23 protein-coding genes are annotated in these 21670 nt (G+C 62.1%); 2 read left to right on the plus strand and 21 right to left on the minus strand.

Features of this window, described 5'->3' with window-relative positions:
• Positions 1 to 7 precede the first annotated feature (7 nt).
• The 15 genes from ACIPZF_RS05150 to ACIPZF_RS05220 form a co-directional block, all read right to left on the minus strand.
• On the minus strand, positions 8 to 2077 hold the full coding sequence (locus ACIPZF_RS05150; RefSeq protein ID WP_400795977.1) for a hypothetical protein: 2070 nt from the start codon (positions 2075 to 2077) through the stop codon (positions 8 to 10).
• 13 nt (positions 2078 to 2090) lie between these two features.
• The gene (locus ACIPZF_RS05155; RefSeq protein ID WP_400795980.1) at positions 2091 to 2216 is read right to left on the minus strand and encodes a hypothetical protein; all 126 of its coding nucleotides are present in this window, start codon (positions 2214 to 2216) and stop codon (positions 2091 to 2093) included.
• On the minus strand, positions 2203 to 2505 hold the full coding sequence (locus ACIPZF_RS05160; RefSeq protein WP_400795983.1) for a phage tail assembly protein: 303 nt from the start codon (positions 2503 to 2505) through the stop codon (positions 2203 to 2205). Before ACIPZF_RS05160 ends, ACIPZF_RS05155 begins: the two co-directional genes overlap by 14 nt.
• A gap of 10 nt (positions 2506 to 2515) precedes the next feature.
• Positions 2516 to 3025, minus strand: a complete 510-nt coding sequence (locus tag ACIPZF_RS05165) for a phage major tail tube protein (RefSeq protein WP_400795986.1) — start codon at positions 3023 to 3025, stop codon at positions 2516 to 2518.
• Positions 3026 to 3038: 13 nt separating this feature from the next.
• A complete protein-coding gene (locus ACIPZF_RS05170; RefSeq protein WP_400795988.1) occupies positions 3039 to 4205 on the minus strand; it encodes a phage tail sheath subtilisin-like domain-containing protein in 1167 nt (388 codons plus the stop codon).
• 83 nt (positions 4206 to 4288) lie between these two features.
• Complete coding sequence (locus ACIPZF_RS05175) at positions 4289 to 4684, minus strand: hypothetical protein (RefSeq protein ID WP_400795991.1); 396 nt, start codon at positions 4682 to 4684, stop codon at positions 4289 to 4291.
• A gap of 9 nt (positions 4685 to 4693) precedes the next feature.
• Positions 4694 to 7186, minus strand: coding sequence for a phage tail protein (locus ACIPZF_RS05180; RefSeq protein WP_400795994.1), 2493 nt, complete (start codon positions 7184 to 7186; stop codon positions 4694 to 4696).
• Positions 7179 to 7787 (minus strand): phage tail protein I, encoded by a 609-nt coding sequence (locus ACIPZF_RS05185; RefSeq protein ID WP_400795996.1) that lies wholly within the window; start codon positions 7785 to 7787, stop codon positions 7179 to 7181. The genes ACIPZF_RS05180 and ACIPZF_RS05185 overlap by 8 nt, the downstream gene beginning before the upstream one ends.
• 1 nt (position 7788) lies before the next feature.
• Positions 7789 to 8670 (minus strand): baseplate J/gp47 family protein, encoded by an 882-nt coding sequence (locus tag ACIPZF_RS05190; protein WP_400795999.1) that lies wholly within the window; start codon positions 8668 to 8670, stop codon positions 7789 to 7791.
• Positions 8667 to 8993, minus strand: a complete 327-nt coding sequence (locus tag ACIPZF_RS05195; RefSeq protein WP_400796001.1) for a GPW/gp25 family protein — start codon at positions 8991 to 8993, stop codon at positions 8667 to 8669. Before ACIPZF_RS05195 ends, ACIPZF_RS05190 begins: the two co-directional genes overlap by 4 nt.
• Before the next feature lie 84 nt (positions 8994 to 9077).
• A complete protein-coding gene (locus tag ACIPZF_RS05200; RefSeq protein WP_400796003.1) occupies positions 9078 to 9638 on the minus strand; it encodes a phage baseplate assembly protein V in 561 nt (186 codons plus the stop codon).
• Entirely contained in the window at positions 9635 to 10132 is a 498-nt protein-coding gene (locus tag ACIPZF_RS05205) for a hypothetical protein (RefSeq protein WP_400796005.1), read from the minus strand. The genes ACIPZF_RS05200 and ACIPZF_RS05205 overlap by 4 nt, the downstream gene beginning before the upstream one ends.
• Positions 10133 to 10143: 11 nt before the next feature.
• The gene (locus ACIPZF_RS05210; RefSeq protein ID WP_400796008.1) at positions 10144 to 10482 is read right to left on the minus strand and encodes a phage holin family protein; all 339 of its coding nucleotides are present in this window, start codon (positions 10480 to 10482) and stop codon (positions 10144 to 10146) included.
• A gap of 460 nt (positions 10483 to 10942) precedes the next feature.
• Positions 10943 to 11689 (minus strand): helix-turn-helix transcriptional regulator, encoded by a 747-nt coding sequence (locus tag ACIPZF_RS05215; RefSeq protein WP_400796010.1) that lies wholly within the window; start codon positions 11687 to 11689, stop codon positions 10943 to 10945.
• 39 nt (positions 11690 to 11728) lie between these two features.
• Positions 11729 to 12805, minus strand: coding sequence for a hypothetical protein (locus ACIPZF_RS05220; protein WP_400796013.1), 1077 nt, complete (start codon positions 12803 to 12805; stop codon positions 11729 to 11731).
• 185 nt (positions 12806 to 12990) lie between these two features.
• Between ACIPZF_RS05220 and mutS the strand changes: the two genes are divergently transcribed.
• Both mutS and fdxA read left to right on the plus strand, forming a co-directional pair.
• Entirely contained in the window at positions 12991 to 15564 is a 2574-nt protein-coding gene (gene mutS, locus ACIPZF_RS05225; RefSeq protein ID WP_400796016.1) for a DNA mismatch repair protein MutS, read from the plus strand.
• A 140-nt stretch (positions 15565 to 15704) separates the two neighbouring features.
• A complete protein-coding gene (fdxA, locus tag ACIPZF_RS05230) occupies positions 15705 to 16028 on the plus strand; it encodes a ferredoxin FdxA (protein WP_051097441.1) in 324 nt (107 codons plus the stop codon).
• Between the two features lie 489 nt (positions 16029 to 16517).
• Here the strand turns inward: fdxA and rpoS are convergent, their stop codons facing one another.
• The 6 genes from rpoS to ispF form a co-directional block, all read right to left on the minus strand.
• Complete coding sequence (rpoS, locus tag ACIPZF_RS05235) at positions 16518 to 17525, minus strand: RNA polymerase sigma factor RpoS (RefSeq protein ID WP_012315872.1); 1008 nt, start codon at positions 17523 to 17525, stop codon at positions 16518 to 16520.
• Between the two features lie 108 nt (positions 17526 to 17633).
• Positions 17634 to 18491 (minus strand): peptidoglycan DD-metalloendopeptidase family protein, encoded by an 858-nt coding sequence (locus ACIPZF_RS05240; RefSeq protein ID WP_400796019.1) that lies wholly within the window; start codon positions 18489 to 18491, stop codon positions 17634 to 17636.
• Between the two features lie 185 nt (positions 18492 to 18676).
• The gene (locus ACIPZF_RS05245; protein WP_400796112.1) at positions 18677 to 19315 is read right to left on the minus strand and encodes a protein-L-isoaspartate(D-aspartate) O-methyltransferase; all 639 of its coding nucleotides are present in this window, start codon (positions 19313 to 19315) and stop codon (positions 18677 to 18679) included.
• 38 nt (positions 19316 to 19353) lie between these two features.
• The gene (surE, locus tag ACIPZF_RS05250) at positions 19354 to 20103 is read right to left on the minus strand and encodes a 5'/3'-nucleotidase SurE (RefSeq protein WP_400796022.1); all 750 of its coding nucleotides are present in this window, start codon (positions 20101 to 20103) and stop codon (positions 19354 to 19356) included.
• Positions 20091 to 21149 (minus strand): tRNA pseudouridine(13) synthase TruD, encoded by a 1059-nt coding sequence (truD, locus tag ACIPZF_RS05255; RefSeq protein ID WP_400796025.1) that lies wholly within the window; start codon positions 21147 to 21149, stop codon positions 20091 to 20093. Before truD ends, surE begins: the two co-directional genes overlap by 13 nt.
• Positions 21146 to 21619 carry a 2-C-methyl-D-erythritol 2,4-cyclodiphosphate synthase gene (gene ispF, locus ACIPZF_RS05260; protein ID WP_400796028.1) on the minus strand — a complete coding sequence of 158 codons (474 nt, stop codon included), beginning with the start codon at positions 21617 to 21619 and terminating at the stop codon, positions 21146 to 21148. The genes truD and ispF overlap by 4 nt, the downstream gene beginning before the upstream one ends.
• Positions 21620 to 21670: the final 51 nt, after the last annotated feature.

Consider the following 21670-nt stretch of genomic DNA (forward strand, 5'->3'; position numbering starts at 1 on the left):
ACTCTCCTTATGGATAGGGTTGATCAGCCATCTGCACCGAGCGCGCTTGACGCATCAGATCGTCGAGCACGCGGCGTGCGATAGCCTCCAATTGTTGCAAGGTGGTTGGGTCGTCGAGGCTATTGTTGAACGTGACCGGCATGTTGGCGGTGAAGGTGAATTGCTGATTGACGGTGGGCTGGATGACAGGCTGCGACGGTTGCCCTGACGCAATGGCCTGCGAGGCGGGCTCCGCTGCGCTCTCCTGCGCCGGCATCAACAGGCCGGGCTGTTTCACTGCTTCCTTGCCGGCGCCAGGCAAGCGCTCGGGCGCCATCATCCGGCCCAGCCAGGCGCCCGCAGATTCTCCGCCCATGCCACCCAGCACACCGCCGATCAAACCACCAATCGCAGTGCCGATGACCGGCACCACCGAGCCAATCGCGGCCCCTGCCGCCGTCCCTGCCAGCGTGCCGCCCAGACCTCCGAGAGCACCGCCGTAACCTTCAATTTTCTGGGCGGGCGTACCATCGCTGTTGAAGGTTTCCACGATCTGCAATGACGCATCCAGCTGCGCGGCCCCGGGTATCCGCTTGAGCAGTTTGCCAACGATTGGCAGACGGGTACTGGCACCTTTTTCCAGCAGCGATGGCAAAGCCTGGATTTCAGGCTTCGGCTGGGTTGCCTGCGGCGTTGCCAGCGCATCTCTCTGTTCCATTCCCGTCTCAGGCGCTACTTGGCACGGTGACTTCGGATCGCGCGCCTGGGTTAGCCAATTGAACAGGCCACCACCGGCCATGCCCCCAAACGCCTCGCCCAGATAGGCACCGGCCTTGGCCCCATGCTTCCTGGCCAGTCGACTTCTGGTCAATCGGGGCAAGGCAGCCCCAAGCAACCTGCCGCCCATCTCGCCGACAGCAGCACCCACTCCACGGGCCCGCTCCTCGCCCGATTCACTGGTGACAATGGCTTGGCCAAGATTGCCAAGCGCATCAACTCGGTTATCCAACCACTCCCTGCGGGTCACCCTTCCGATGCGCCTGCGGGTGTTGGCTGGCAGCTCCTGCGTTTTGCGCAATGCGGCGTATCCGGCGACGGCCAGCAAACCACTGGCCATGACCGCACCCTGCCCCCTTACCGCGTTCATTTGCTTCGGCGATGGCGCTTGCGCCTGTTCATTCGGTAAGGCACTTTCTGATTCCAGGGCTGCACTGGCAGGCATGACCTCCCTATCCGGCTGAGCGTTGTCAGCCTCAGTGATCCAGCCATACAGCTTGCCACCGCCCCACTTACCCAAGGCTTCACCGAGGTAAGCACCGGCTTGGGCGCCGTGCTTTCTGGCCAACCTGCTTTTGGTAAACCGGGGAAGCACGGCTCCCAGCACACGACCACCGACCTCACCAATCGCAGCACCCACTCCCTGAGCACTGTCCCCTGCGTTCTCGTTCTCGAGCAGCGCCTTGCCGATCTTGCCAATGGCACCCACACGGTGCTCATGCCATTCCTTTCGGGCGACCCTGGCGATCCTTCGCTGGGTGTTGCGAGGTTGGCCCCGAATGACTTCGCGAGCACCATGTTGACCAGCGAGCGTTGTCACTCCGAGCCCTGCGGCTACCACCGCCCCTTTGGCAAGGGCCACCCTGAGATCAGGTGAATCCGCCTTGGCCGCGGGTGCCGCACCCGGCTGCTTGCCCACTGGGGCGCCCGCTCCTTCTTGCGCCTGAGCTGGCGATGCGCGGACGACATTGATGGTCACCCGCGTCTGCAGGGGCTTTAACCGCGCCAATCCTGCAATCACTCGGTCCAGCATCAGGTAATGCTGACGCAGACGCTCGACAGCCTCGGCCTCATCCTCAAGCCGGGGGATCTGATCCTCAACTTTCTGCTCCTGATCCAACGCCAGCTCACGCTCGACCTGGCGCACGCTGCCGAGCTCCAGGCCCAGCCGCATGACCTCGCCGATCAGCCTGCCAAGCCGCGTACCCTCGGCCTGCCTGCGCAGGCGTTCGACGTCGCGGCGTAACAGGTCGATGGCATTGCCTAGCGGGTTGCTGACGGTGACGCCGAGCCCTAGGGTGAACAGCTGGGTGTTCGCCATGCGTTCCTCCTTGTCACAGTGCGAGCCACCAGACCATGTCGGGGTACGACATGGCCATGATTTCGCTCGCGGAAAAGTTCAGCTCCTTGGCCAGCCGCCGAGCGGCGGCCTTCTGCCGGGCCGGGTCAAAGTTCGTCATCCTGGACCAGGCGAAAGTACCCCGCCTGCAGGCGGCTGTAGTCCTTCAGGGCGAGGCCTTCGAGGTCCTTGATAGCGACCTCGGCCAGCGACGCGAACAGGTTGAGTTCGCGCTGCTCGTCGTCACCGCTGCCGCCTGCCTGGGCATTGCGGATGTCGCGAACCGTGGGCGCGCGCAGCGACAGGCTATCGACCTGCACGCCATTGGCCTCGCTGGCGCGGGACAGGCGCACGGTGACGCGCTCGGCGCTCAGGGTCAGCCACTGCGGCTGCTTTTTCGCTTGAGCCATGGTTGCCTCCTTACAGGCCAAGCGCAGCGCGCTGAGCGGCCAGTTGGTCGACGCCGTCGATCACGCGCTTCATGCCCAGTGCGTCGATTTCGTACACCAGGCGCCCATCGACCTCCAGCTTGTAATAGCTCAGGCCGACACTGTGCTTGATCTCGGCCTTGTCGCCCGACTTCCAGTCGCCCATGTCAATTTCCTTGAGCGTGCCACGCAGGCTGACCACCACCGGGGTGATCTTGCCCTTCAGGCCTTTGAAGGCACCGCGGAAGGTGCCGTTGAAACCACTGCCATCGGCCAGGCCGAAGAACTTCAAAGCCTCACGGCGCACGCCGGAGGTGGTGAAGGCGGCTTCCTGCTTTTCCATGCCCAGGTCCATTTCGACCGGCATGTCCATGCCGCCGGGGCGGTGTTCTTCCATCTTCAGGGTGAGTTTGGGCAGGGTCAGGCTGGGTACATCGCCCTGGAAGCTGACGCCATCGACGAACAGGTTCAGGTTGGCCAGGGTTTCGGGAATCATTGCCATGTAAATGCGCTCCTTAAGCGGCGGAATCGAGGACTTCGGTCAGCCACTGGTTGGTGACTTCAACGCGGAAATTGGGGTTTTCGGCAGGCGGCACGTCGGTGAAACGGATGTTCCAGTACACCTTGCCCTGCTCGAGCTGGCTGGCGGTGTTCAGCTCCGGGTCGGCGAAGACCTCGAAGTTGATGATCGCGCCCTGGTTCTTCAGGTCGCGCATGAAGGCCTGCAGGCCTTCGGTGACGTCCTTCACGTAGGTCGCGGTGATCGAACGGTCGACCGCCCACTTGTGGCCGTAAAGGATCGCGTCCATGACGATGTCCATGGTCCGCACACGGGTGACGAAGGCCCATTTCGGGTCGCTCGACAAGGTGCGGTTGCCCCACAGGCGGAAGCCGTCGTCGCGGATGATGGTGGCGATGTTGGCGTTGTTCAGCAGGTTGGCGCGGCAGCTGTCGTCGCCATCGAGGAACTCGACCGGGCGGGTAGTGCCGGTGATGCCGACGAACTCTTTGTTCGACGGCGAGGCCCAGAAGCCGTATTCGCTGTCGGTCCAGGCGAACAGGCCGGCGACCCAGGCCGAGCCCGGCGCGTCGACGGTGGCTTCTTCGCTGTTGTCCCAGTACTGCACACCCGGGTCGACCAGGAAGGCGCGCTTGGCGCCGAAGTTCTTGGCGTAGGCGATGGCCGCTTCGTCGGTGGTATTAGGGCCATCGATGATGGCAATACCACGCAGTTTGTCGGCCAGCGCCACCAATGCGGTGCCGACTGCTTGAGTGGCGCTGTGGCGCGGTGCGGCCAGCAGACGCGGCTGGGCGTTGAAACGGCTCTTGCCGTCGAGCAGCGCTTGCAGGCCGGTGCGCTTGCCGTCGGCCTGCACGGTGCCGATGATCGCCGAGGTTTGCTCGGCGGCGTCTTCGAGCTTGGCCACACCACAGGCGACGATGACCGCCTTGGCGCGGGTGTAGATGGCCCGGCAGGCTTTGGTGATGGCTGCGTTTTCGCCGAAGGCGGCGACGGCTTCACGTTCGCTGGTGATCAGCACCAGGTCGTTGGCTTTAGCCGAGGCGCCAGGGCCCTCGGTGAAGGTGTCGACCAGGCCGATGATCGAAGAAGAAGGCAGCGCGATGCTGCGGGCGCCGGTGTCGACGTTGGTGACGGTAACGCCGTGGAAAAATCCGCTCATAGAAACTCCAGATGTGAAAAGGCCCTGCGCTGCAGGGCCTGTGGTATAGCCAATAAAAAACGCCCCAGGGGTATGGGGCGTCATCAGGTGTAAAGATCAATCCAGGCAGGTGGCTCTGGCCGAGAACCTGGATCTGGAAAGAGTTCATGACTTGGCCAATCACGCAACTGCTGGAGATAACCTAGTAACTCCAGATACTGCACTTCGCTTAACGTAGTTGGCCGTCCTAGATCCTGCTCATCGCGATGGCGATCTCGCAACCACTGGCGAAGCGTGATTTCAGCATCGCGCCAAGTACGCTGCACGGCACTCTGATCCTCAGTTGATGGGACCGGCTTAGTGAACATTGCATTCTCATAGCGCCAACCCGCTTGCACGTCTGCAGAACAGGCCCGCCATTTCAAATCCGGGTGATATCGGCCCTCAGGATCAACTTCGGTTGTTTCCAATACAACTTGGTCTTGTACTAATGCCCACATGTGTGCACCTTAATATGTGATAAATACGCACCCAGCCGCGCCTGCCTGTGAGCGCGTTACGGTTCTCCCACCGCCTCCCATGCCGGGCTGAGTCAAAATCGAGATATCGTAGGCAGCAAAAATACTTTCACCACCACCTCCCTGGCCTCCCCAATTCGAAGTACCTCCAGAACTTCTTGGAGGTGGAAAACCCGACCCCAGCGAAGCATTGAAGTCTCCACCCGAGCCTTGCCCGCCCGGGGATCCAACATTCATACCCCCACCACTCCCACCGGTGGCTGAACAAAACGCACCGAATGATGAAGACCCGCCGGCGACTCCACTTTCACTCTCGCCGGCAACGGCAGCCCCGCCCGCACCTACGGTAATGGAAATGACACTACCCGGTGTGACCGCACACAAACGCTTGCTGATACCACCGCCACCGCCGCCGCCAGGGCCGATTACAGGCGAGTCCCTACCTCCAAAAGAGCCGCTGCCTCCTCCGCCGCGCACTTCGACGCTTACTTTGTGCACGCCGTCAGGGACAGTCCATTGATAGACGCCAGCAGTTCTGAAACGAACCTGCCCTCGAAAAGGCAGGTTGATACTGGTATTGATAATTTGCCATTCAGTCCAACCGCTGGTGTTTTGCATGACCCGGATTGCATGTATGGGCGTGGCGCCAACCGAGAGCCCGCCTGTAATCCGTTGTACCAGGTAATTAGAAGCACCAAAGCCTTCGACGACCAAACTGTAACGAGCGGCGGACAACCACCCTTTTGGAACGTTGGTCAGGCCCACCATAGGAGTGAGGTAATTGCCCGGAACGACGTACTGGTTGAGATCCGTGTCAGTACTCAAGTACCCCTTACCCAGTCCAAATGACCCGACTACAGCCAAAGCACCCTCAGTAGTATCTGTCGGTGATAGTTGCTTTGGCGTATTCCCGCTCGACCACAATTGCGACCAAGCGGTCCACTGTGTTGTGTTTCCTATCCGGCTGCGGATAAATGTGAACGGTTCGCCACTGGTCAGCGTGTCCCAGAGTTGGGTCGCGGCTACAGTACTCGGACGATGAATATGCATGATCTGTCCTGACACAAGCACTTGGCCTGTAACTGGATGCTTGGGCTTGGCGCCTGCTGTTGCTTCTCCAACAACGTAAAATCCACTGGCTGCCAAGTCATCAATGTTCGTTACTGCCGCCGCAGGTGCTCCCAGCCCAAAAAGCGACATCGCCGAACGAACGAAAGCGGTAGTTGCAATAGTTGTATCGTTGTCGTTGGCTGCCGCTGTGGGTGCTTTAGGGTCTCCAGTGAACGTCGGACTGGCTAGCGCGGCCTTCTTGGCTAATTCATTTGTCATGGTAGTGGCAAAATTTGGGTCATTCCCCAATGCCGCAGCAAGTTCATTCAGGGTATCAAGGGCGCCCGGAGCAGCAGCAACCAGGTTAGCCACGGCAGTCATTACGAATGCAGTGTTAGCCAGTTGCGCCGAGCTGTTCCCAGCATTTGCCGTTGGCGCCGTAGGAACGCCAGTTAGCGTCGGGCTCGCCAACGGCGCCTTTAGTGCCAACGCACTATCTACCTGAGTCTTGGTATAGACATCCGTCAAACCATACCCCGCGACCGTGGTCGGGTTGCTAGCAGCCGTCACCCGCCCATGCTTGTCGACCGTCACGCTACGATATGTGCCGGCAGCCACGCCGCTGCGCCCAAAAGCCATCTCGTAGGCTTGGGCAGTGACACCCAAACTGATCGGCGCATCGGTAACGAGCTGCCAGGCACTGTCGCCATTGACGGTGCCCTTCTCCACCAACACCAGCATGCCCGGCGTGACCTTGGCATCGGTATCGGCATCGCGGCTGCGGCTCCAGACACCGATAGCGACTTGATAGATACCGTTGTCCTTGGCCGCCGTCTGGTTTTTCACCAGCACCCGCGCACCAGCGCTCAGCACCACCCCGTCAACCGTCTGCAATCCACTCAAGCTGATGTTAGCCGTGGTCGCCGCCAGCACCGAATGCTTGAAATCCTGCCGGGCCAATTCCTCGGTCACCCACTCCCGGGTCGCAAGCACCACCGCCGGGTCGATCTTCAACTGCACGTTGCTGGCGCTACTGACCACCAAGTTCATCCGCACAACCTGCGTGCGCCCCGAGCCCTGGCTGAGCAGCGGTTTGTAGGTGGGCGCGCAGTTGGCCACGGCGACCATGTCGCCATCGGCATCATAAAGCGCGATCTCGCGAATCCACTTGCCGCCGACGTCCGCCGGAATGACCTGCTCGGCGATGATGATCGCGCTGTTCTTGTCGTCCACCTTCAGCTGGTTCAACGGCGCACGCCGCCATTCGTTGATCAGGCTGGTCTGGGTGGCGTTGGGTGTCGGGTCGGTGCCGTTGGCATCGCCGACGCCCATCTGGGTGATTTTCCACGCAATGCCCAAGGCATCCGCGTTGGCTTGTTTCGCCGCGCCCACGTTGGTGAGGATGGCGTAGAACTGAGAAGACTGGTCAACCATGTGCAATGTCCAAGGTATCGATTGTATGTTCGCGGCCACCGCGACCGATGGCGCCAATGACTTCGATGTCACGTGGCGCCAGCGGGTAGATGTCCAGTTCGTCGCCGTCCTGGATCGCGCAGCCGATGTGCACGGCGCCACGGCTTTCGAGGCTGATCACCAGACCGGTCAGGTGGCGGCTGACCGGCCGGGCGTCGTCGATCAGCGACGACAGTTCCTGGTAGGTGCTTTCGCTGATGCCGGCATCGGAGACGCCGATCTTCAAGGCGAACGTGCCGGCGGGCGCAGGCGGCGTGGCTTGCCACCATTCCTGCACTTCGATCAGGTAACCGAACGGCTCCACCACCCGCCGCAGTGCTCCGAGGGTGCCTTTGTGGGCATGGACGAAGAATGCCGAGCGGATCACCGAGCGCTTGATCGCGTCGCTCCAGCTGTCCTCCCAGCGGTCCACCGACCAGGCCCAGGCCAGTTGATAGAGCAGGTGCGACGGGCAAGTGTCAGGGTTGTAGAGCTGGCGCAGGCTGGCCTTGAGGTCTTCGTCGGCGGCCACTTCGATGGCCCGCTCCAGCGGGGTGTGGTTGAGCGGCAACAGGCTCTGCATGTCAGCCCCCTCGCTTGAGCGAGAAGCCAGTGCACCAGGCGGCCTGAGCCTTGCTCGGGCGAATGTCGGCCCAGTCGCTCAGCTCTACCCGGCTGACGCCGTCGATATGCAGCTGGGCATCGATACCTGAACGGGATACTTCCACGCCCAGACGTCGTCGGGGATTGATCCAGGCTTCCAACCGGCGCTGGCACTCGGCAATGATCGCCTCGTATTCCGGGCCGCTGTCAGCCAGGTACAACACGGCATCGATGCGGTACGGCAGCACTACAGCACTGCGGACATTGAGCCGGTCGGCCACCGGGCGGATATCGTCGTCATTGAGGTAAGCGTCAACCTGTGCGAGCAACGCGGCGCTGGCCGTGCCGTTGCCCTCCAGGCTCAACACCGTGACATCCACTACGGCCGGCGACGGGCTTTCGGCGGTGGCGTCAGCCACCTGCCCCGAAGCGTTGCGGGCATGCAGGATGTAACTGTTGCGTGGGCCAGCGGTGGTCAGGCCTTCGTAGACCAGCTGGACGCGCTCACGCAGCGCGTCGTCGGATTCCAGCAATGCTGCGGTGGGCGGCAGGCTGGCCAGGTCCTCGCGCTGGATCACCAGCCTTTGCACACTGACATTCGCCGCCAACTGGTCCAGGTCGCTGCCTTGGGCATACGCCAGCAGCAGTGCCTTGGCGGCGTCGTTGATACGGGCGCGGTTGAGCAGCTTGCGGTAGGCGCCGACCTCCAGCAGCTTGGTCACCGGGTCGCTTTCGAGGTTGGCTGTCCAGCCTTCCTCGAGGTATGCCCGGAAAGTGTCGAGGTCAGCCTGGTAGAGGGTTTCGAAATCGAGATCCTCCAGAAGCTGCGGCGCGGGCAATTTAGACAGGTCGACCTGACTCATACGCTGACCTCCAGCAGGGCATCATCGCCCAGGTAGCGTCCACGCAGAGACAGGCTGACCTGGCCGTCGAGTACGGCCACCACCTTCACTCGTTCCAGCTGCAGGCGCGGTTCCCAGCGGCCTAAAGCCCGGGCGACTTCGGCCTGCACGGCGCTTTTCCACCCCTCGTTGACCGGCATGTCGACGAACCGGCGCAGCTGGCTGCCGTATTCCGGACGCATACGCCGGCTGCCCAGCGGTGTGGCCAGGATGTCTTCTATGGATTGGCGCAGATGGGCGATGTCAGCCAGAGGCTGCCCCGTGCGGCGGTCCATGCCGATCATGGCGCACCTCCGGCAGTCGCCGCGCCCTCTTCATGTAACTGCATGGCAAACTCCTATGAAAAAGCCCGCAGTTGCGGGCTTGGTTCAATGCTTGTGGTTGGCGGTGTTACCAGCGGTGTCGATGATCCGCCCGCCGCCGTTGATGTCGCCGCTGACCCGCAACGGTCCGTCGAGGGTGACGTTGCCGGTGAGGCTGATGGCTGTAGCCTGCAAGGTGATGGCGCTGTCGCTGACCTCCACGGTGCTGGCACCGACCTTGATGCTGGCGGTGCCACTGGGCAGGTGGATGTCGTAGCGTCGCGCCTGCCAGTCGTAGGTCAGCGAACCGCCATCGTCGAACTGCCAGATTTCGGCATGCTCGCGCAGGTCTGGCGGGTTGCCAGCGTTGCCATAGAGGCCGGGAATGAAGGTGCCCTGTGCAGGCTCGCCACTGGGGCTGAGCAACATGCCCTGCTCGCCCAGGCTGGGTGCCCGCCAATGCCGGGCCTTGCCTGCGGCCAGCGCATGCCAGCGCAGCCAGGCGCTGGTCCAGCCACTGCCATCGGAAACCCGCACCCGGGCAGCGGCAAGGTCGACCGCCACCACCCGGCAGGGGATTAGCAGGCACGCCAGCATGCGGTCATGCATAGCAGTGACGTAGCTCATGCAAAGTCCTCAGGTGCCTGGTAACGGCCTTCGTTGCCCACACCGATGTCCGGCGCGAAGCCCAGCACCAGGCTGCCTGGCGGCTGGTCTGGCCAAGGCCAGCGTGGCTCACCGAGCAGGACCGGCTGGTCCCAGCGCACCGTCCAGGCGTTACCCTCGAACTGCGCCTGCACATTGCGGCTGGCTTCGACGTAATCCAGCGCCCAATGCTGCTGGCGCAACAGGTCCATCAGTTGCGCGGCCAGCAGGCTGCCTTGCAGGCGGGCCTCTGGATTGGCGTTGTCGGCGGTGATGTCCGCCTCGAACGTGGCGACCAGTACCGAGCGTCCATCACGCGGCGCGGCATCGGCGGTCATGCGCACGATGCCATGGCGCAATGCCGGGCGCTCTGGAGCATTTCCCACAGTTGTATAAGCATCTACAGACGCCAGGTCCGGTATCGCCTCACGGATGGTTGCGGTTACTGCCGCATGCAACGTGGCTAATTCGCTCATGCATATCCTCCTTATCGCTCGTCGCTTGGGGCGGTATCACGCAAGCCCAGGCGCTTGATCGCCCAGCGTTCGTACAGGCGCATGGCCACATCGGCCCCGCCCACCGCAGTCAGGCAGCCAAATGCGCTGGCCGCCCAGATCGACAGGCCGCCGGCATACAGCAGCATCACCGTCGATACGCCGCAGACCATGCAGGCCCCGGAGCGCAACGCCAGCCGCCTGAGCAGTGACCAGCCGGTGGCGCCCGCCTTGTCGGCCCGCCACATTTCGCCGCTGAGGCCGCCCAGCAATGCCAGGACGATTACCAGCCAGAGCGGCATTTCCAGCAACGCTTGTTGCTCGTTCGTCACTGTCCTGTCTCCTGTGTGAAGCCTGTTGGCGGTCGCCTGCAGGCTGTTGTTGTTGAGCTCGGCATTCCAAAAAGCCCGGTTGCCAGGCTTTTCAGTAATGCGTTGTCAAACTGCAGGCCACGACTGGTGACGCCGTGCAGTTGCGCTTCAAATTGGTGATTCCGACCGCGGCCGCCTGCCCGCCGGATAACTGATCGTGGTGCTTTACGCTGCACACCCGGGCCAGTTGCCAACCCTCTGAACAGTTGAGGCCTGTTCATCGCTGCCTGTGTAACAACCGGTTTCCGTCCGGCTTGAGACACAGGCTATGCATTCATGCATATGCAGTCAATGCATTTTTAAATATTTCTATGCATGTGGATTTGCTGAAATGCATGCAGGCCTTTCGCGTCGGGGGTTGTAGGACTTTTCTCCAGACGAAAAAAACCCGCCGAAGCGGGTTTTCTCTGCACAGGCATTGTCAGCGGGCGTACATGCCCCACCAGAACACGTGGCCAAGCAAGCTGATCTGCTCTTCCTGCATCTGCTGGAAGCTGTAGTCTTCATCGGGGTGCTCATCGCGGTTGAAACTGCGCAGACGGATGCCGGTTGGTAGCCGATAGACCTGCTTGACCCGCAACTGGCCGTTATGGTTGATGGCATAGAGGTCGCCATCGATTATGTCGCCGATCGAACACTTGCCAGTGTTGACCCCGACCGTGGCCCCATCGCGCAGCACCGGCAGCATACTGTTGCCGCGCACCGTTACGCACTTGGCGTGGTCGAACTGCACGCCATTGTGGCGAAGGCTGCGCTTGCCGAAGCGCAAGCGCGCACGCTCGCTTTCTTCGATGACGAATCTTCCTGATCCTGCTGCCAACTCGACCTCGCGAAGAAAGGGGACTGACACCTCGTCGTCCTCGACGGGCGTTTCATCATCCCACAGGCTGATGTCGCTGAGGTCCGCATGGCCGTGTGCCGGCAATGCCGCCTCGCGCGACGCGCCAAGCTCGGCACGGCCGCGCAGTTGCTCGGTGCTGACGCCGAAGTAATCGGCGATCCTGGAAACGTGCTTGTCTGAAGGGTCGACGATCTTCTCGCCGAGAATCCGCGACAGGGTAGATTGAGGCACGCCCGTGCGCCGGTGCAGCTCTGTCGGTGACAGGCCGTGACGGTCGAGCAGCTCTCTGAGAACGGTGGCTACATTGCGTTTTTGCATAACGTGCATAATGCAAGCACTCAGCAGGAAAAGCAATGCATTACCGCGTTACTCTGCATCACCCGCTTTCAAGCTTTCTCGGGCGATTGCAGTGAATGCGCGTTCGTCTTGCCGGCCCAGTCGCGGCAATCCTTGCGGCCAATCGCTTGACCAGTCGAGCGTATCGATCCGCCGCATGTCCTCGATCGCCGAACGCCACCAGATCACCTTGCACGCACGTTGATACTCGTCGCCGCCGATGGCGCTGCCATATAACAGCTTGCGCCCAACGCCGCGCAACTCGGGCGGCACACGCTTGAGGTTCCACTTCACCGCGAGCCGGCCCACCCAGGATGGTAGCGGGCGTTGCATGGGCACCTTGAGGGCTTGCTGGCACATACGCGGCTCGAAGCGGTCACCGCAGCGGCCGAAGAAAATCTCCAGGATGGCGTGGATGTACTGCTTCATCGCGTAGTAATGACTGATCACCCCACGCGCTTCATTGATGTGCGCGCCGTGCAACTCGAACGAAAAGGCAATCTGCTCGATGGTATGCAGGGCCGATGCATAGGGCGTCCAGGCGTCGATGCGCTGGATTGCACGCTCGGCAATGCCAGCGTTTTCAAGGGCAAAGCCCATGACGCCACTGTTGCACAGCAGCAAGTCCTCTGCCGGTGCATCGCCGGACGATGCCAGGCCGCGGGTGAACGCCGAGCAATAGGCACGCTGCGACGCCTCGGCCCAGCTCATCTCGACTTCATCGACCAGGAAATGCTCGGTATCCACCAGCTTGAACAGCTTGTGCGGGGCTTGCAGGAACACCGTGTCGGTATCGATGAAGACGGTCTTTTCGGCCCAGCCGGAGGCATGCGCAATGGCACAGGCCTTGCGTCGATGGGTGTAACCGCCCTTGCCGGTCCAGTCCTCGAGCAATTGCTCATTCAGCGCCACCACTTCCACGGGCCAACCCTCGAACGCCTGGGGCTGATCGGTCAGCACGCGTATCACCGGCAGTTCGCCGGGTTTGCTGCGGGCAATTGCCGTGAGAATGCTGAACTTGGCTTCAAGTTGATAGATGCGGCGCTGACCATACAGGAGATAGATCAGTTGCTGCTTTACGAAGGGGACGCTGCTGGGCACTTTCATCACACATCTGCTGAAGCGGGCTCGCCGAGGGCTGCGCATTGTAGTGAAGTGCCTGGTACATCACCACAGTTGCCAGCCGAACTGCGCGGCAGTCGAGCCACAGCGCGGCCTGCATCTGGCAGAAAAAGCCTGTACCATTGCCGGTTTCACAATCGCCAACCAGATCACCCGCTGTAAGGCCCTGAATGTCTGATCTTTCCGCACACACCCCGATGATGCAGCAGTACTGGAAGCTGAAAAACCAGCACCCGGACCAGCTGATGTTCTACCGCATGGGCGACTTTTACGAAATCTTCTACGAAGATGCGAAAAAAGCCGCGAAACTGCTGGATATCACCCTGACCGCACGCGGTCAGTCGGCTGGCCAGTCGATCCCCATGTGCGGGATTCCGTTCCATTCGCTGGAAGGCTACCTGGCCAAACTGGTCAAGCTCGGCGAGTCGGTGGTGATCTGCGAACAGATTGGCGACCCGGCGACCAGCAAAGGCCCGGTTGAACGTCAGGTCGTGCGCATCATCACCCCCGGCACGGTCAGTGATGAAGCGCTGCTCGACGAGCGCCGCGACAACCTGATCGCCGCGCTGCTGGGCGACGAGCGCCTGTTCGGCCTGGCGGTGCTGGATATCACCAGCGGCAACTTCAGCGTGCAGGAGATCAAGGGCTGGGAGAATCTGCTGGCCGAGCTCGAACGCCTCAACCCGGTCGAGCTGTTGATCCCCGACGACTGGCCACGTGATCTTCCGGCCGAGAAACGTCGCGGTGCGCATCGGCGTGCCCCTTGGGACTTCGACCGCGACTCGGCGCGCAAGGCGCTCTGCCAGCAGTTCGCGACCAAAGACCTCAAGGGCTTTGGCTGCGACAAGCTGACTCTGGCCATCGGTGCCGCCGGCTGCCTGCTGACCTACGCCAAGGAAACCCAGCGCACCGCCCTGCCGCACCTGCGCAGCCTGCGCCATGAGCGCCTGGACGACACGGTGATTCTCGACGGCGCCAGCCGCCGCAACCTGGAGCTGGACATCAACCTCGCCGGCGGGCGCGACAATACCCTGCAGTCGGTGATCGACCGTTGCCAGACCGCCATGGCCAGCCGCTTGCTGAGCCGCTGGTTGAATCGCCCGCTGCGTGACCTCAAGGTCCTGCAAGCCCGCCAGGATTCGATCCGTTGCCTGCTCGACGGCTATCGTTTCGAAAAACTGCAGCCGCAGCTCAAGGAAATTGGCGATATCGAGCGGATTCTCGCCCGTATCGGCCTGCGTAACGCGCGTCCACGTGACCTGGCGCGCCTGCGCGATGCCCTCGGCGCTCTGCCCGAGCTGCAGAACGCCATGTCCGAGCTGGAAGCCCCGCACCTGGCGCGCCTGGCGGCCATCACCGGCACCTATCCGGAGCTTGCCAGCCTGCTGGAGCGGGCGATCATCGACAACCCGCCGGCGGTGATCCGCGACGGCGGCGTGCTCAAGGCCGGCTACGACAACGAGCTGGACGAGTTGCTTTCCATCAGTGAAAACGCCGGCCAGTTCCTCATAGACCTGGAAGCACGCGAGAAAGCCCGCACTGGCCTTGCCAACCTCAAGGTCGGCTACAACCGCGTGCACGGCTACTTCATCGAGCTGCCGACCAAGCAGGCCGAACAAGCCCCGGGCGACTACATTCGTCGGCAGACCCTGAAGGGTGCCGAGCGTTTCATCACTCCGGAGCTCAAGGCATTCGAGGACAAGGCGCTGTCGGCCAAGAGCCGCGCCCTGGCCCGCGAGAAGATGCTCTACGACGCGCTGCTGGAAACCCTCATCAGCCACCTCGCCCCGCTGCAGGACAGCGCCGCCGCGCTGGCCGAGCTGGACGTGCTGAGCAACCTCGGCGAACGTGCGCTGAACCTCGACCTGAATTGCCCGCGCTTCGTCGACGAGCCGTGCCTGCGTATCGAGCAGGGCCGTCACCCGGTGGTCGAGCAGGTGCTGACCACGCCGTTCGTGGCCAACGACCTGGGCCTGGACAACCGCACCCGCATGCTGATCATCACCGGCCCGAACATGGGTGGTAAGTCCACCTACATGCGCCAGACTGCGCTGATCGTGCTGATGGCCCACATCGGCAGTTTCGTCCCGGCGGCGAGCTGTGAGCTGTCGCTGGTCGACAGGATCTTCACCCGCATCGGCTCCAGCGATGACCTGGCCGGTGGGCGCTCGACATTCATGGTCGAGATGAGCGAGACCGCCAACATTTTGCACAACGCCACCGACCGCAGCCTGGTGCTGATGGACGAAGTGGGCCGCGGCACCAGTACCTTCGACGGCCTTTCCCTGGCCTGGGCGGCCGCCGAGCGTTTGGCACAGCTGCGCGCCTACACGTTGTTCGCCACCCACTACTTCGAGCTGACCGTGCTGCCGGAAAGCGAGCCGCTGGTGGCCAACGTGCACCTCAACGCCACCGAGCACAACGAGCGCATCGTGTTCCTGCACCACGTGCTGCCTGGCCCAGCCAGCCAGAGTTACGGCCTGGCCGTGGCACAGTTGGCCGGGGTGCCGTCGCCAGTCATCCAGCGTGCCCGTGAACACCTGGGCCGCCTGGAAACCAGCAGCCTGCCACATGAGTCACCTGTATCGAAAAAAGCCAAGGGCGAGCCACAAGCACCGCACCAGAGCGATCTGTTCGCCAGCCTGCCACATCCGGTCATCGAGAAGCTGGGCAAGCTGGACCTTGACGATATGACCCCCCGTCAAGCTATCGAAATGCTATATCAACTAAAGAACCTGTTATAACGGCGTCCACTACAAGCTGGTAGAATCCGCCGCGGTTTGCTGGTGCTGCAGGTTATTAGCCTGGCCTGCAGCCACATGCCCGTAAACCGCGCGGCCCTGAGAGGAAGGGCCGCCGCCGTTGCCTGAGGAGAGAACTAGAAATGACCTTCGTCGTCACCGACAACTGCATCAAATGCAAATACACCGACTGCGTGGAAGTCTGCCCGGTGGACTGCTTCTACGAAGGCCCGAACTTCCTGGTGATTCACCCGGACGAGTGCATCGACTGTGCACTGTGCGAGCCTGAGTGCCCGGCCCAGGCCATCTTCTCGGAAGACGAAATACCTGCGGGCATGGAGAACTTCATCGAGCTCAACGCCGAGCTGGCGGAAATCTGGCCAAACATCACCGAGCGTAAGGATGCCCTGCCAGACGCCGAAGAGTGGGATGGCAAGACCGGCAAGATCGCTGATCTGGAGCGCTAAGCGTCCGGATACGAAAAAGGCCCGCAACGGGCCTTTTTTCATTTTCTGCGGGCAAAAAAAAGGGGCGGTTTGACCCGCCCACATTTTTTTCCGTAGTCCCTGCTTGTCCCAAACATCGTCCTTAATGAAATCGCGTCTTGCGATGTCCTTGGCCTTCTCCCTGAAAGCCTGTGCATGTCCGTGTGCACAGTTCGAATACTAGCGATTTCTGAGAGGCAGACAACTGCGAGATCTCTCAAAAGATTACCGGGGACACACTTCCACACATCTAAAAAATTCTTGTATTTCATATGGTTATGAATGCGTACTGGTTGGAAACGACAATGATTTACTGCTGGTTACACGGAAAGCTTACAGAACGAGTAAGCAAAGGCTTACACGCGATGCATCCAGGGTAGCGCCGTACACATTGCCAGGCTCCGGGATTCAGGTTGCACAAATAGAAACGCCCCGAGGTCATCGGGGCGTTCTGCAAGCAAGCGTCAAGGTTTACTGGAACAGCGACTCGCTGGACAGGCCATTCTTCTCGAGGATCTCGCGCAGGCGCTTGAGCCCCTCTACCTGAATCTGCCGCACCCGCTCACGGGTCAGGCCGATCTCCAGGCCGACGTCTTCCAAGGTGCTGCTCTCATGACCACGCAGCCCGAAACGCCGGACCACCACTTCACGCTGCTTGTCGGTCAGCTCACCAAGCCACTGGTCGATGCTCTGCGACAGGTCGTCATCCTGCAGCAGCTCGCACGGGTCGGTTGGCCGATCATCGGTGAGCGTGTCGAGCAGGGTCTTGTCCGAATCCGGGCCGAGCGATACGTCCACCGACGACACCCGCTCGTTAAGGCCGAGCATGCGCTTGACCTCGGCGACGGGTTTTTCCAGCAGGGTGGCGATTTCTTCAGGGGAGGGTTCGTGATCGAGCTTCTGGGTCAGCTCGCGCGCGGCGCGCAGGTAGACGTTGAGTTCTTTGACCACATGGATCGGCAGGCGAATGGTGCGGGTCTGGTTCATGATCGCCCGTTCGATGGTCTGGCGGATCCACCAGGTCGCATAGGTCGAGAAACGGAAACCGCGCTCCGGGTCGAATTTCTCGACCGCACGAATCAACCCCAGGTTGCCTTCCTCGATCAGGTCGAGCAACGACAGGCCGCGATTGACGTAACGACGGGCAATCTTCACAACCAGGCGCAGGTTGCTTTCGATCATGCGCTTGCGGCCAGCGGGGTCGCCCTTCTGCGACAAGCGCGCGAAGTGCACTTCCTCTTCCGGCGAAAGCAGAGGCGAGAAACCGATCTCGTTGAGATACAGCTGGGTGGCATCGAGCGCCCGGCTGTAATCGATGTACTTGTGTTGCTTGAGCGTAGAGCCTGACTTGGCCCTGGTCCGAACCGACGGTACAGCAGGTTCGTCTGACACCACATCCGTTTCCAAAACGATGCCCGTCTCCATCAGGAGGACGTCATCGTCGATGTCAAACTCCGGCGCTTCTTTATTGAGAGCCATTGTTATAGTCCTTTGCTGAGTTCGAACTCAGACTCGAGCGGCGCCTGCATCCCTGGCATCGCTGGAGCCCGTCCCCTCTACATCAGAGGAACAGGCCGGGTACAACAATCAACGGCGTGGCAGGAACTGGAGTGGGTCGACCGGTTTGCCCTGGCGGCGAATCTCGAAATGCAGCTTCACCCGATCAGTGCCCGTGGACCCCATTTCAGCAATCGACTGCCCTGCCTTGACCTGCTGCCCCTCCCGAACCAACAGCCTGCGGTTGTGACCGTAGGCACTGACATAGGTGTCGCTATGCTTGATGATGATCAGCTCGCCGTAGCCCCTCAAGCCACTCCCGGCGTAAACCACCGCACCACCAGACGCAGCAAAAACAGGCTGTCCCAAATCACCGGCGATATCAATGCCTTTATTCAAACTACCGTTTGAAGCGAATTTACCAATCAGCACGCCGTTGGCTGGCCATGTCCAGCCGCCCACGGCCCGCTCTGCGGCGGGCACCGTGGTAACTACCGGCGTAGGCGTGGTGGGTGAAGTTGGCGTCGTTTTTCCGCCGTTTGCGGAAGGGCTGATAGGCGATCCGACAGGGCGACGAATGACCGTCGTTTTGCTCGAAGAAGATGGGCTGGACACCACCGTGGTGCTGCCGGTCGAGCCGCTGCTGAAACGGATCGCCTGGCCTGGGCGGATGGTGTACGGAGGGGCGATACCGTTACGTGCGGCGAGCTCCTTGTAATCCCAGCCGTAGCGGAAGGCGATGGAGAACAACGTGTCGCCGGGTTTGACCACGTACTGGCCAGAGGTCACGGTCGGGCGCTTGGGCGCCGCGTTGTTGCGATCGACCACGCGCGCGCCGCTCGAGCTGTTGCTGGAGCAACCTGTCAGCAGAGTGCCCATGGCCAGTGCAATCACCAGAAGCTTGAAAACCGACCGATCCTTGCGCTGCCGAATGACTGTGTGCCCCACCCGCGCTCCCCTCATGGTGCCGAAAACGATAAACCGTTATGAAATGCAATAATGTTGCAATTATAACCGAGCGACGCTGCATTGGCAGGCTCGGTGAAGAGGCTCCCAGAAGAGCCGGGGTACCCCGCCAGATAGACACGGCGAAGCGGCAAGAATTCGTTGCCGCTGCAAATATTACCCGCGGTTCAAGCCAGCGGGCCATTGAGCAGCGGCACGAACCGCACGGCCCCCAACACGCGTCGGGAGAAGCCGTGCTCCTCGCGGACTATCAGCATCAGCTGCTGTACCTCGCCGGCCGGCCCCACGGGGATCACCATGCGCCCCCCCGGCGCCAGTTGGTCGAGCAGCGCCTGCGGCACTTCCGGCGCCACGGCGGTGACGATGATGGCATTGTAAGGCGCCAGCGCCTGCCAGCCATCGCAACCGTCGCCCCAGCGAAAAACCACATTGCGCAGGTTCAGCTCGACCAGGCGCTCCTTGGCCCGATCCTGCAGGACCTTGATCCGCTCCACCGAGAATACCCGCTCCACCAGCTGCGCAAGAATCGCTGTCTGGTATCCGGAGCCCGTGCCGATCTCCAGCACTTTGTCCAGCGGCCCGGCCTCCAGCAGCAGCTCACTCATGTGGGCGACCATGAACGGCTGCGAGATGGTCTGGTTATGCCCGATGGGCAGTGCGGTGTCTTCGTAGGCGCGGTGGGCAAGCGCCTCATCGACGAACAGATGGCGTGGCGTTCGGCGGATGGCGTCGAGTACCTTGGGGTTCGACACGCCCTCCTCGCTCAGGCGCTGAATCAGCCGCTCCCGGGTACGCTGGGAGGTCATGCCGATGCCACGACGCTGCAAATCATCCTGTTCGCGCATCAGAGCAGGCCCTCCAGCCAGCCGTCGAGCTGCTCGAAGGCATCGTTGAACGTGCGGTCCAGTTGCAGCGGAGTGATCGAGACGTAGCCTTGCATCACCGCGTGGAAGTCGGTGCCCGGCCCGCCATCCTCGGCATCACCGGCCACGGCAATCCAGTAGCCTTCCTTGCCCCGCGGGTTGACCACCTTGGTTGGCGCCGCCGCCCGCGCCCGATGACCGAGGCGGGTGAGCTGGATGCCGCGGATATGCTCCAGCGGCAGGTTGGGGATGTTGACGTTGAGCACGGTGCGCGGCGGCAGCTCGAGGCGCGACTGCGCCTCGACCAGGCGCCGGGCGATGAAGGCTGCGGTCGGCAGATTGTCGGGCAGCCGCGAAAGCAACGAGAACGCCAGCGACGTACCGCCCAGGAAACGCCCCTCCAGCGCGGCGGCGACCGTACCGGAATAGATCACGTCATCACCCAGGTTGGCCCCGAGGTTGATCCCCGACACGACCAAATCCGGCGGTTCCGGCAACAAGCCGTTGAGCCCCAGGTGCACGCAATCGGTGGGCGTGCCATTGAGGCTGATGAAGCCGTTGGCCAGGGTCTGCGGGTGCAGCGGCCGGTCGAGCGTCAGCGAACTGCCGGCACCGCTCTTGTCTTGATCCGGGGCGATTACCACGCACTCGGCATAATCCGCCAGCGCACCGTGGAGCGCGGCGAGGCCGGGTGCGGTAACACCGTCGTCATTCGAAATCAGAATACGCATGGGCTGTCCGTCTGCCCTGCCGGCACCAGATCGACGAGTTCGCGCACCACCACGGTGGCGAAGCATCCGGCCGGAAGGACGAATTCCAGTTGCAGGATATCAGGCTCGGGATAATGCCACGTCAAGCCGCCAATAGGGAGCCGCAGGATGCGCCGTTCGTGACTCATGCCCGCATTGGCGAGCCATTGGCACAGTGCCCGATGCTGTTCGCCAATCGCCGACTCCAGCCCGTAGGCCGCGCCGGCTGTGGGCGAAGGGCCTTCGCCCCACATCGGGCCGGTGGGGTGCAAGTCGAGAACATCCAGGCGCGGATCGGCACATTCCTGCTCACCTGCAGGAAAGAAGCTGCGGCTATCGGTAAACGCCAACAGGTCGCCGACCTGCGCACGCTGCCAGCTGCCGTCGGCGACGCGGGCGGCCAATACCTGGTTGAAGACGTAGCTGCGCGCAGCAGAGAGCAACCGGGAACGTACGTTGCGTTGCTCTGGCAGCGCCTTGCGCTCGGCCCAGTGCTGAGCATCTTGAACGTTGCCGCCGCCATGCCCGAAACGCTGGCTGCCAAAGTAGTTGGGCACACCCTGGTGCTTGAGCGCTTGCAGGCGTATATCCAGTGCCTGGTGGTCCGCCGCCAGTGCCGTCAGGCGCAAGGTGAAGCCGTTGGCCGAGTGGGCGCCGCGCTGCAGCTTGCGCGAGTGACGCACCTGCTTGAGCACACGCAAGGTGTCATCTTCAGCACGCGACAGGTCCGGGTCGGCCTTGCCCGGCAGGTGCAGGCTGAACCACTGGCGGGTCAGCGCCTGACGGTCCTTGAGGCCGGCATAGCTGATCGAACGCACCGGCACGCCCGCTGCGCGCGCCAGTCGGCGGGCCGCCTCTTCGGTGTTCAGGTCGCGTTTCTCGACCCACAGCCACAAATGCTCGCCTTGGCCTGTCAACGGAATGTCGAGCACTTCATCGACCTGGAAGTCTTCCGCCACGGCCTTGAGCACCGCAGTGCCCAGTGGCTCGCCCGATGCGCGCGGGCCCAGCAGTTCCAGTTCGGTCATGCTGACAGCAGCAGGGCGACCGCGTGCACGGCGATGCCCTCCTCACGGCCGGTGAAGCCCAGCTTCTCGGTGGTGGTGGCCTTGACGTTGACCTGGTCGAGCTCGACCTGCAGGTCTTCGGCGATCAGTTGGCGCATGGTCTCGATGTGCGGGGCCATCTTCGGCGCCTGGGCAACGATGGTGGCGTCGACGTTGCCGACCTTCCAGCCTTTTGCCTGGACGATGCCGAGCACATGGCGCAGCAACACGCGGCTGTCGGCCCCTTTGAACTGCGGGTCGGTATCGGGGAAGTGCTTGCCGATGTCACCGAGCGCTGCGGCGCCGAGCAAGGCATCGCTCAAGGCATGCAGCAGCACGTCACCGTCGGAATGGGCCAGGAGGCCGTATTTGTGAGGGATACGCACCCCACCCAGGGTAATGAAATCACCGTCGCAGAAACGGTGCACATCGTAGCCGTGGCCAATACGCATAGAAAAACGCCCTGATTGAGTCAGGGCGTGATTCTACCTGCTTTGCAGCGG

The organism is Pseudomonas sp. NPDC089752 (assembly GCF_044748725.1).
Taxonomy (GTDB): Bacteria; Pseudomonadota; Gammaproteobacteria; order Pseudomonadales; family Pseudomonadaceae; genus Aquipseudomonas.

Excerpts from the sequence above, each read along its gene's own strand:
- ACIPZF_RS05150 (WP_400795977.1), bottom strand. The coding sequence starts at position 2,077 with ATGGCGAACACCCAGCTGTTCACCCTAGGGCTCGGCGTCACCGTCAGC.
- ACIPZF_RS05155 (WP_400795980.1), bottom strand. The coding sequence starts at position 2,216 with ATGACGAACTTTGACCCGGCCCGGCAGAAGGCCGCCGCTCGGCGGCTG.
- ACIPZF_RS05160 (WP_400795983.1), bottom strand. The coding sequence starts at position 2,505 with ATGGCTCAAGCGAAAAAGCAGCCGCAGTGGCTGACCCTGAGCGCCGAG.
- ACIPZF_RS05165 (WP_400795986.1), bottom strand. The coding sequence starts at position 3,025 with ATGGCAATGATTCCCGAAACCCTGGCCAACCTGAACCTGTTCGTCGAT.
- ACIPZF_RS05170 (WP_400795988.1), bottom strand. The coding sequence starts at position 4,205 with ATGAGCGGATTTTTCCACGGCGTTACCGTCACCAACGTCGACACCGGC.
- ACIPZF_RS05175 (WP_400795991.1), bottom strand. The coding sequence starts at position 4,684 with ATGTGGGCATTAGTACAAGACCAAGTTGTATTGGAAACAACCGAAGTT.
- ACIPZF_RS05180 (WP_400795994.1), bottom strand. The coding sequence starts at position 7,186 with ATGGTTGACCAGTCTTCTCAGTTCTACGCCATCCTCACCAACGTGGGC.
- ACIPZF_RS05185 (WP_400795996.1), bottom strand. The coding sequence starts at position 7,787 with ATGCAGAGCCTGTTGCCGCTCAACCACACCCCGCTGGAGCGGGCCATC.
- ACIPZF_RS05190 (WP_400795999.1), bottom strand. The coding sequence starts at position 8,670 with ATGAGTCAGGTCGACCTGTCTAAATTGCCCGCGCCGCAGCTTCTGGAG.
- ACIPZF_RS05195 (WP_400796001.1), bottom strand. The coding sequence starts at position 8,993 with ATGATCGGCATGGACCGCCGCACGGGGCAGCCTCTGGCTGACATCGCC.
- ACIPZF_RS05200 (WP_400796003.1), bottom strand. The coding sequence starts at position 9,638 with ATGAGCTACGTCACTGCTATGCATGACCGCATGCTGGCGTGCCTGCTA.
- ACIPZF_RS05205 (WP_400796005.1), bottom strand. The coding sequence starts at position 10,132 with ATGAGCGAATTAGCCACGTTGCATGCGGCAGTAACCGCAACCATCCGT.
- ACIPZF_RS05215 (WP_400796010.1), bottom strand. The coding sequence starts at position 11,689 with ATGCACGTTATGCAAAAACGCAATGTAGCCACCGTTCTCAGAGAGCTG.
- ACIPZF_RS05220 (WP_400796013.1), bottom strand. The coding sequence starts at position 12,805 with ATGAAAGTGCCCAGCAGCGTCCCCTTCGTAAAGCAGCAACTGATCTAT.
- mutS (WP_400796016.1), top strand. The coding sequence starts at position 12,991 with ATGTCTGATCTTTCCGCACACACCCCGATGATGCAGCAGTACTGGAAG.
- fdxA (WP_051097441.1), top strand. The coding sequence starts at position 15,705 with ATGACCTTCGTCGTCACCGACAACTGCATCAAATGCAAATACACCGAC.
- rpoS (WP_012315872.1), bottom strand. The coding sequence starts at position 17,525 with ATGGCTCTCAATAAAGAAGCGCCGGAGTTTGACATCGACGATGACGTC.
- ACIPZF_RS05245 (WP_400796112.1), bottom strand. The coding sequence starts at position 19,315 with ATGACCTCCCAGCGTACCCGGGAGCGGCTGATTCAGCGCCTGAGCGAG.
- surE (WP_400796022.1), bottom strand. The coding sequence starts at position 20,103 with ATGCGTATTCTGATTTCGAATGACGACGGTGTTACCGCACCCGGCCTC.
- truD (WP_400796025.1), bottom strand. The coding sequence starts at position 21,149 with ATGACCGAACTGGAACTGCTGGGCCCGCGCGCATCGGGCGAGCCACTG.
- ispF (WP_400796028.1), bottom strand. The coding sequence starts at position 21,619 with ATGCGTATTGGCCACGGCTACGATGTGCACCGTTTCTGCGACGGTGAT.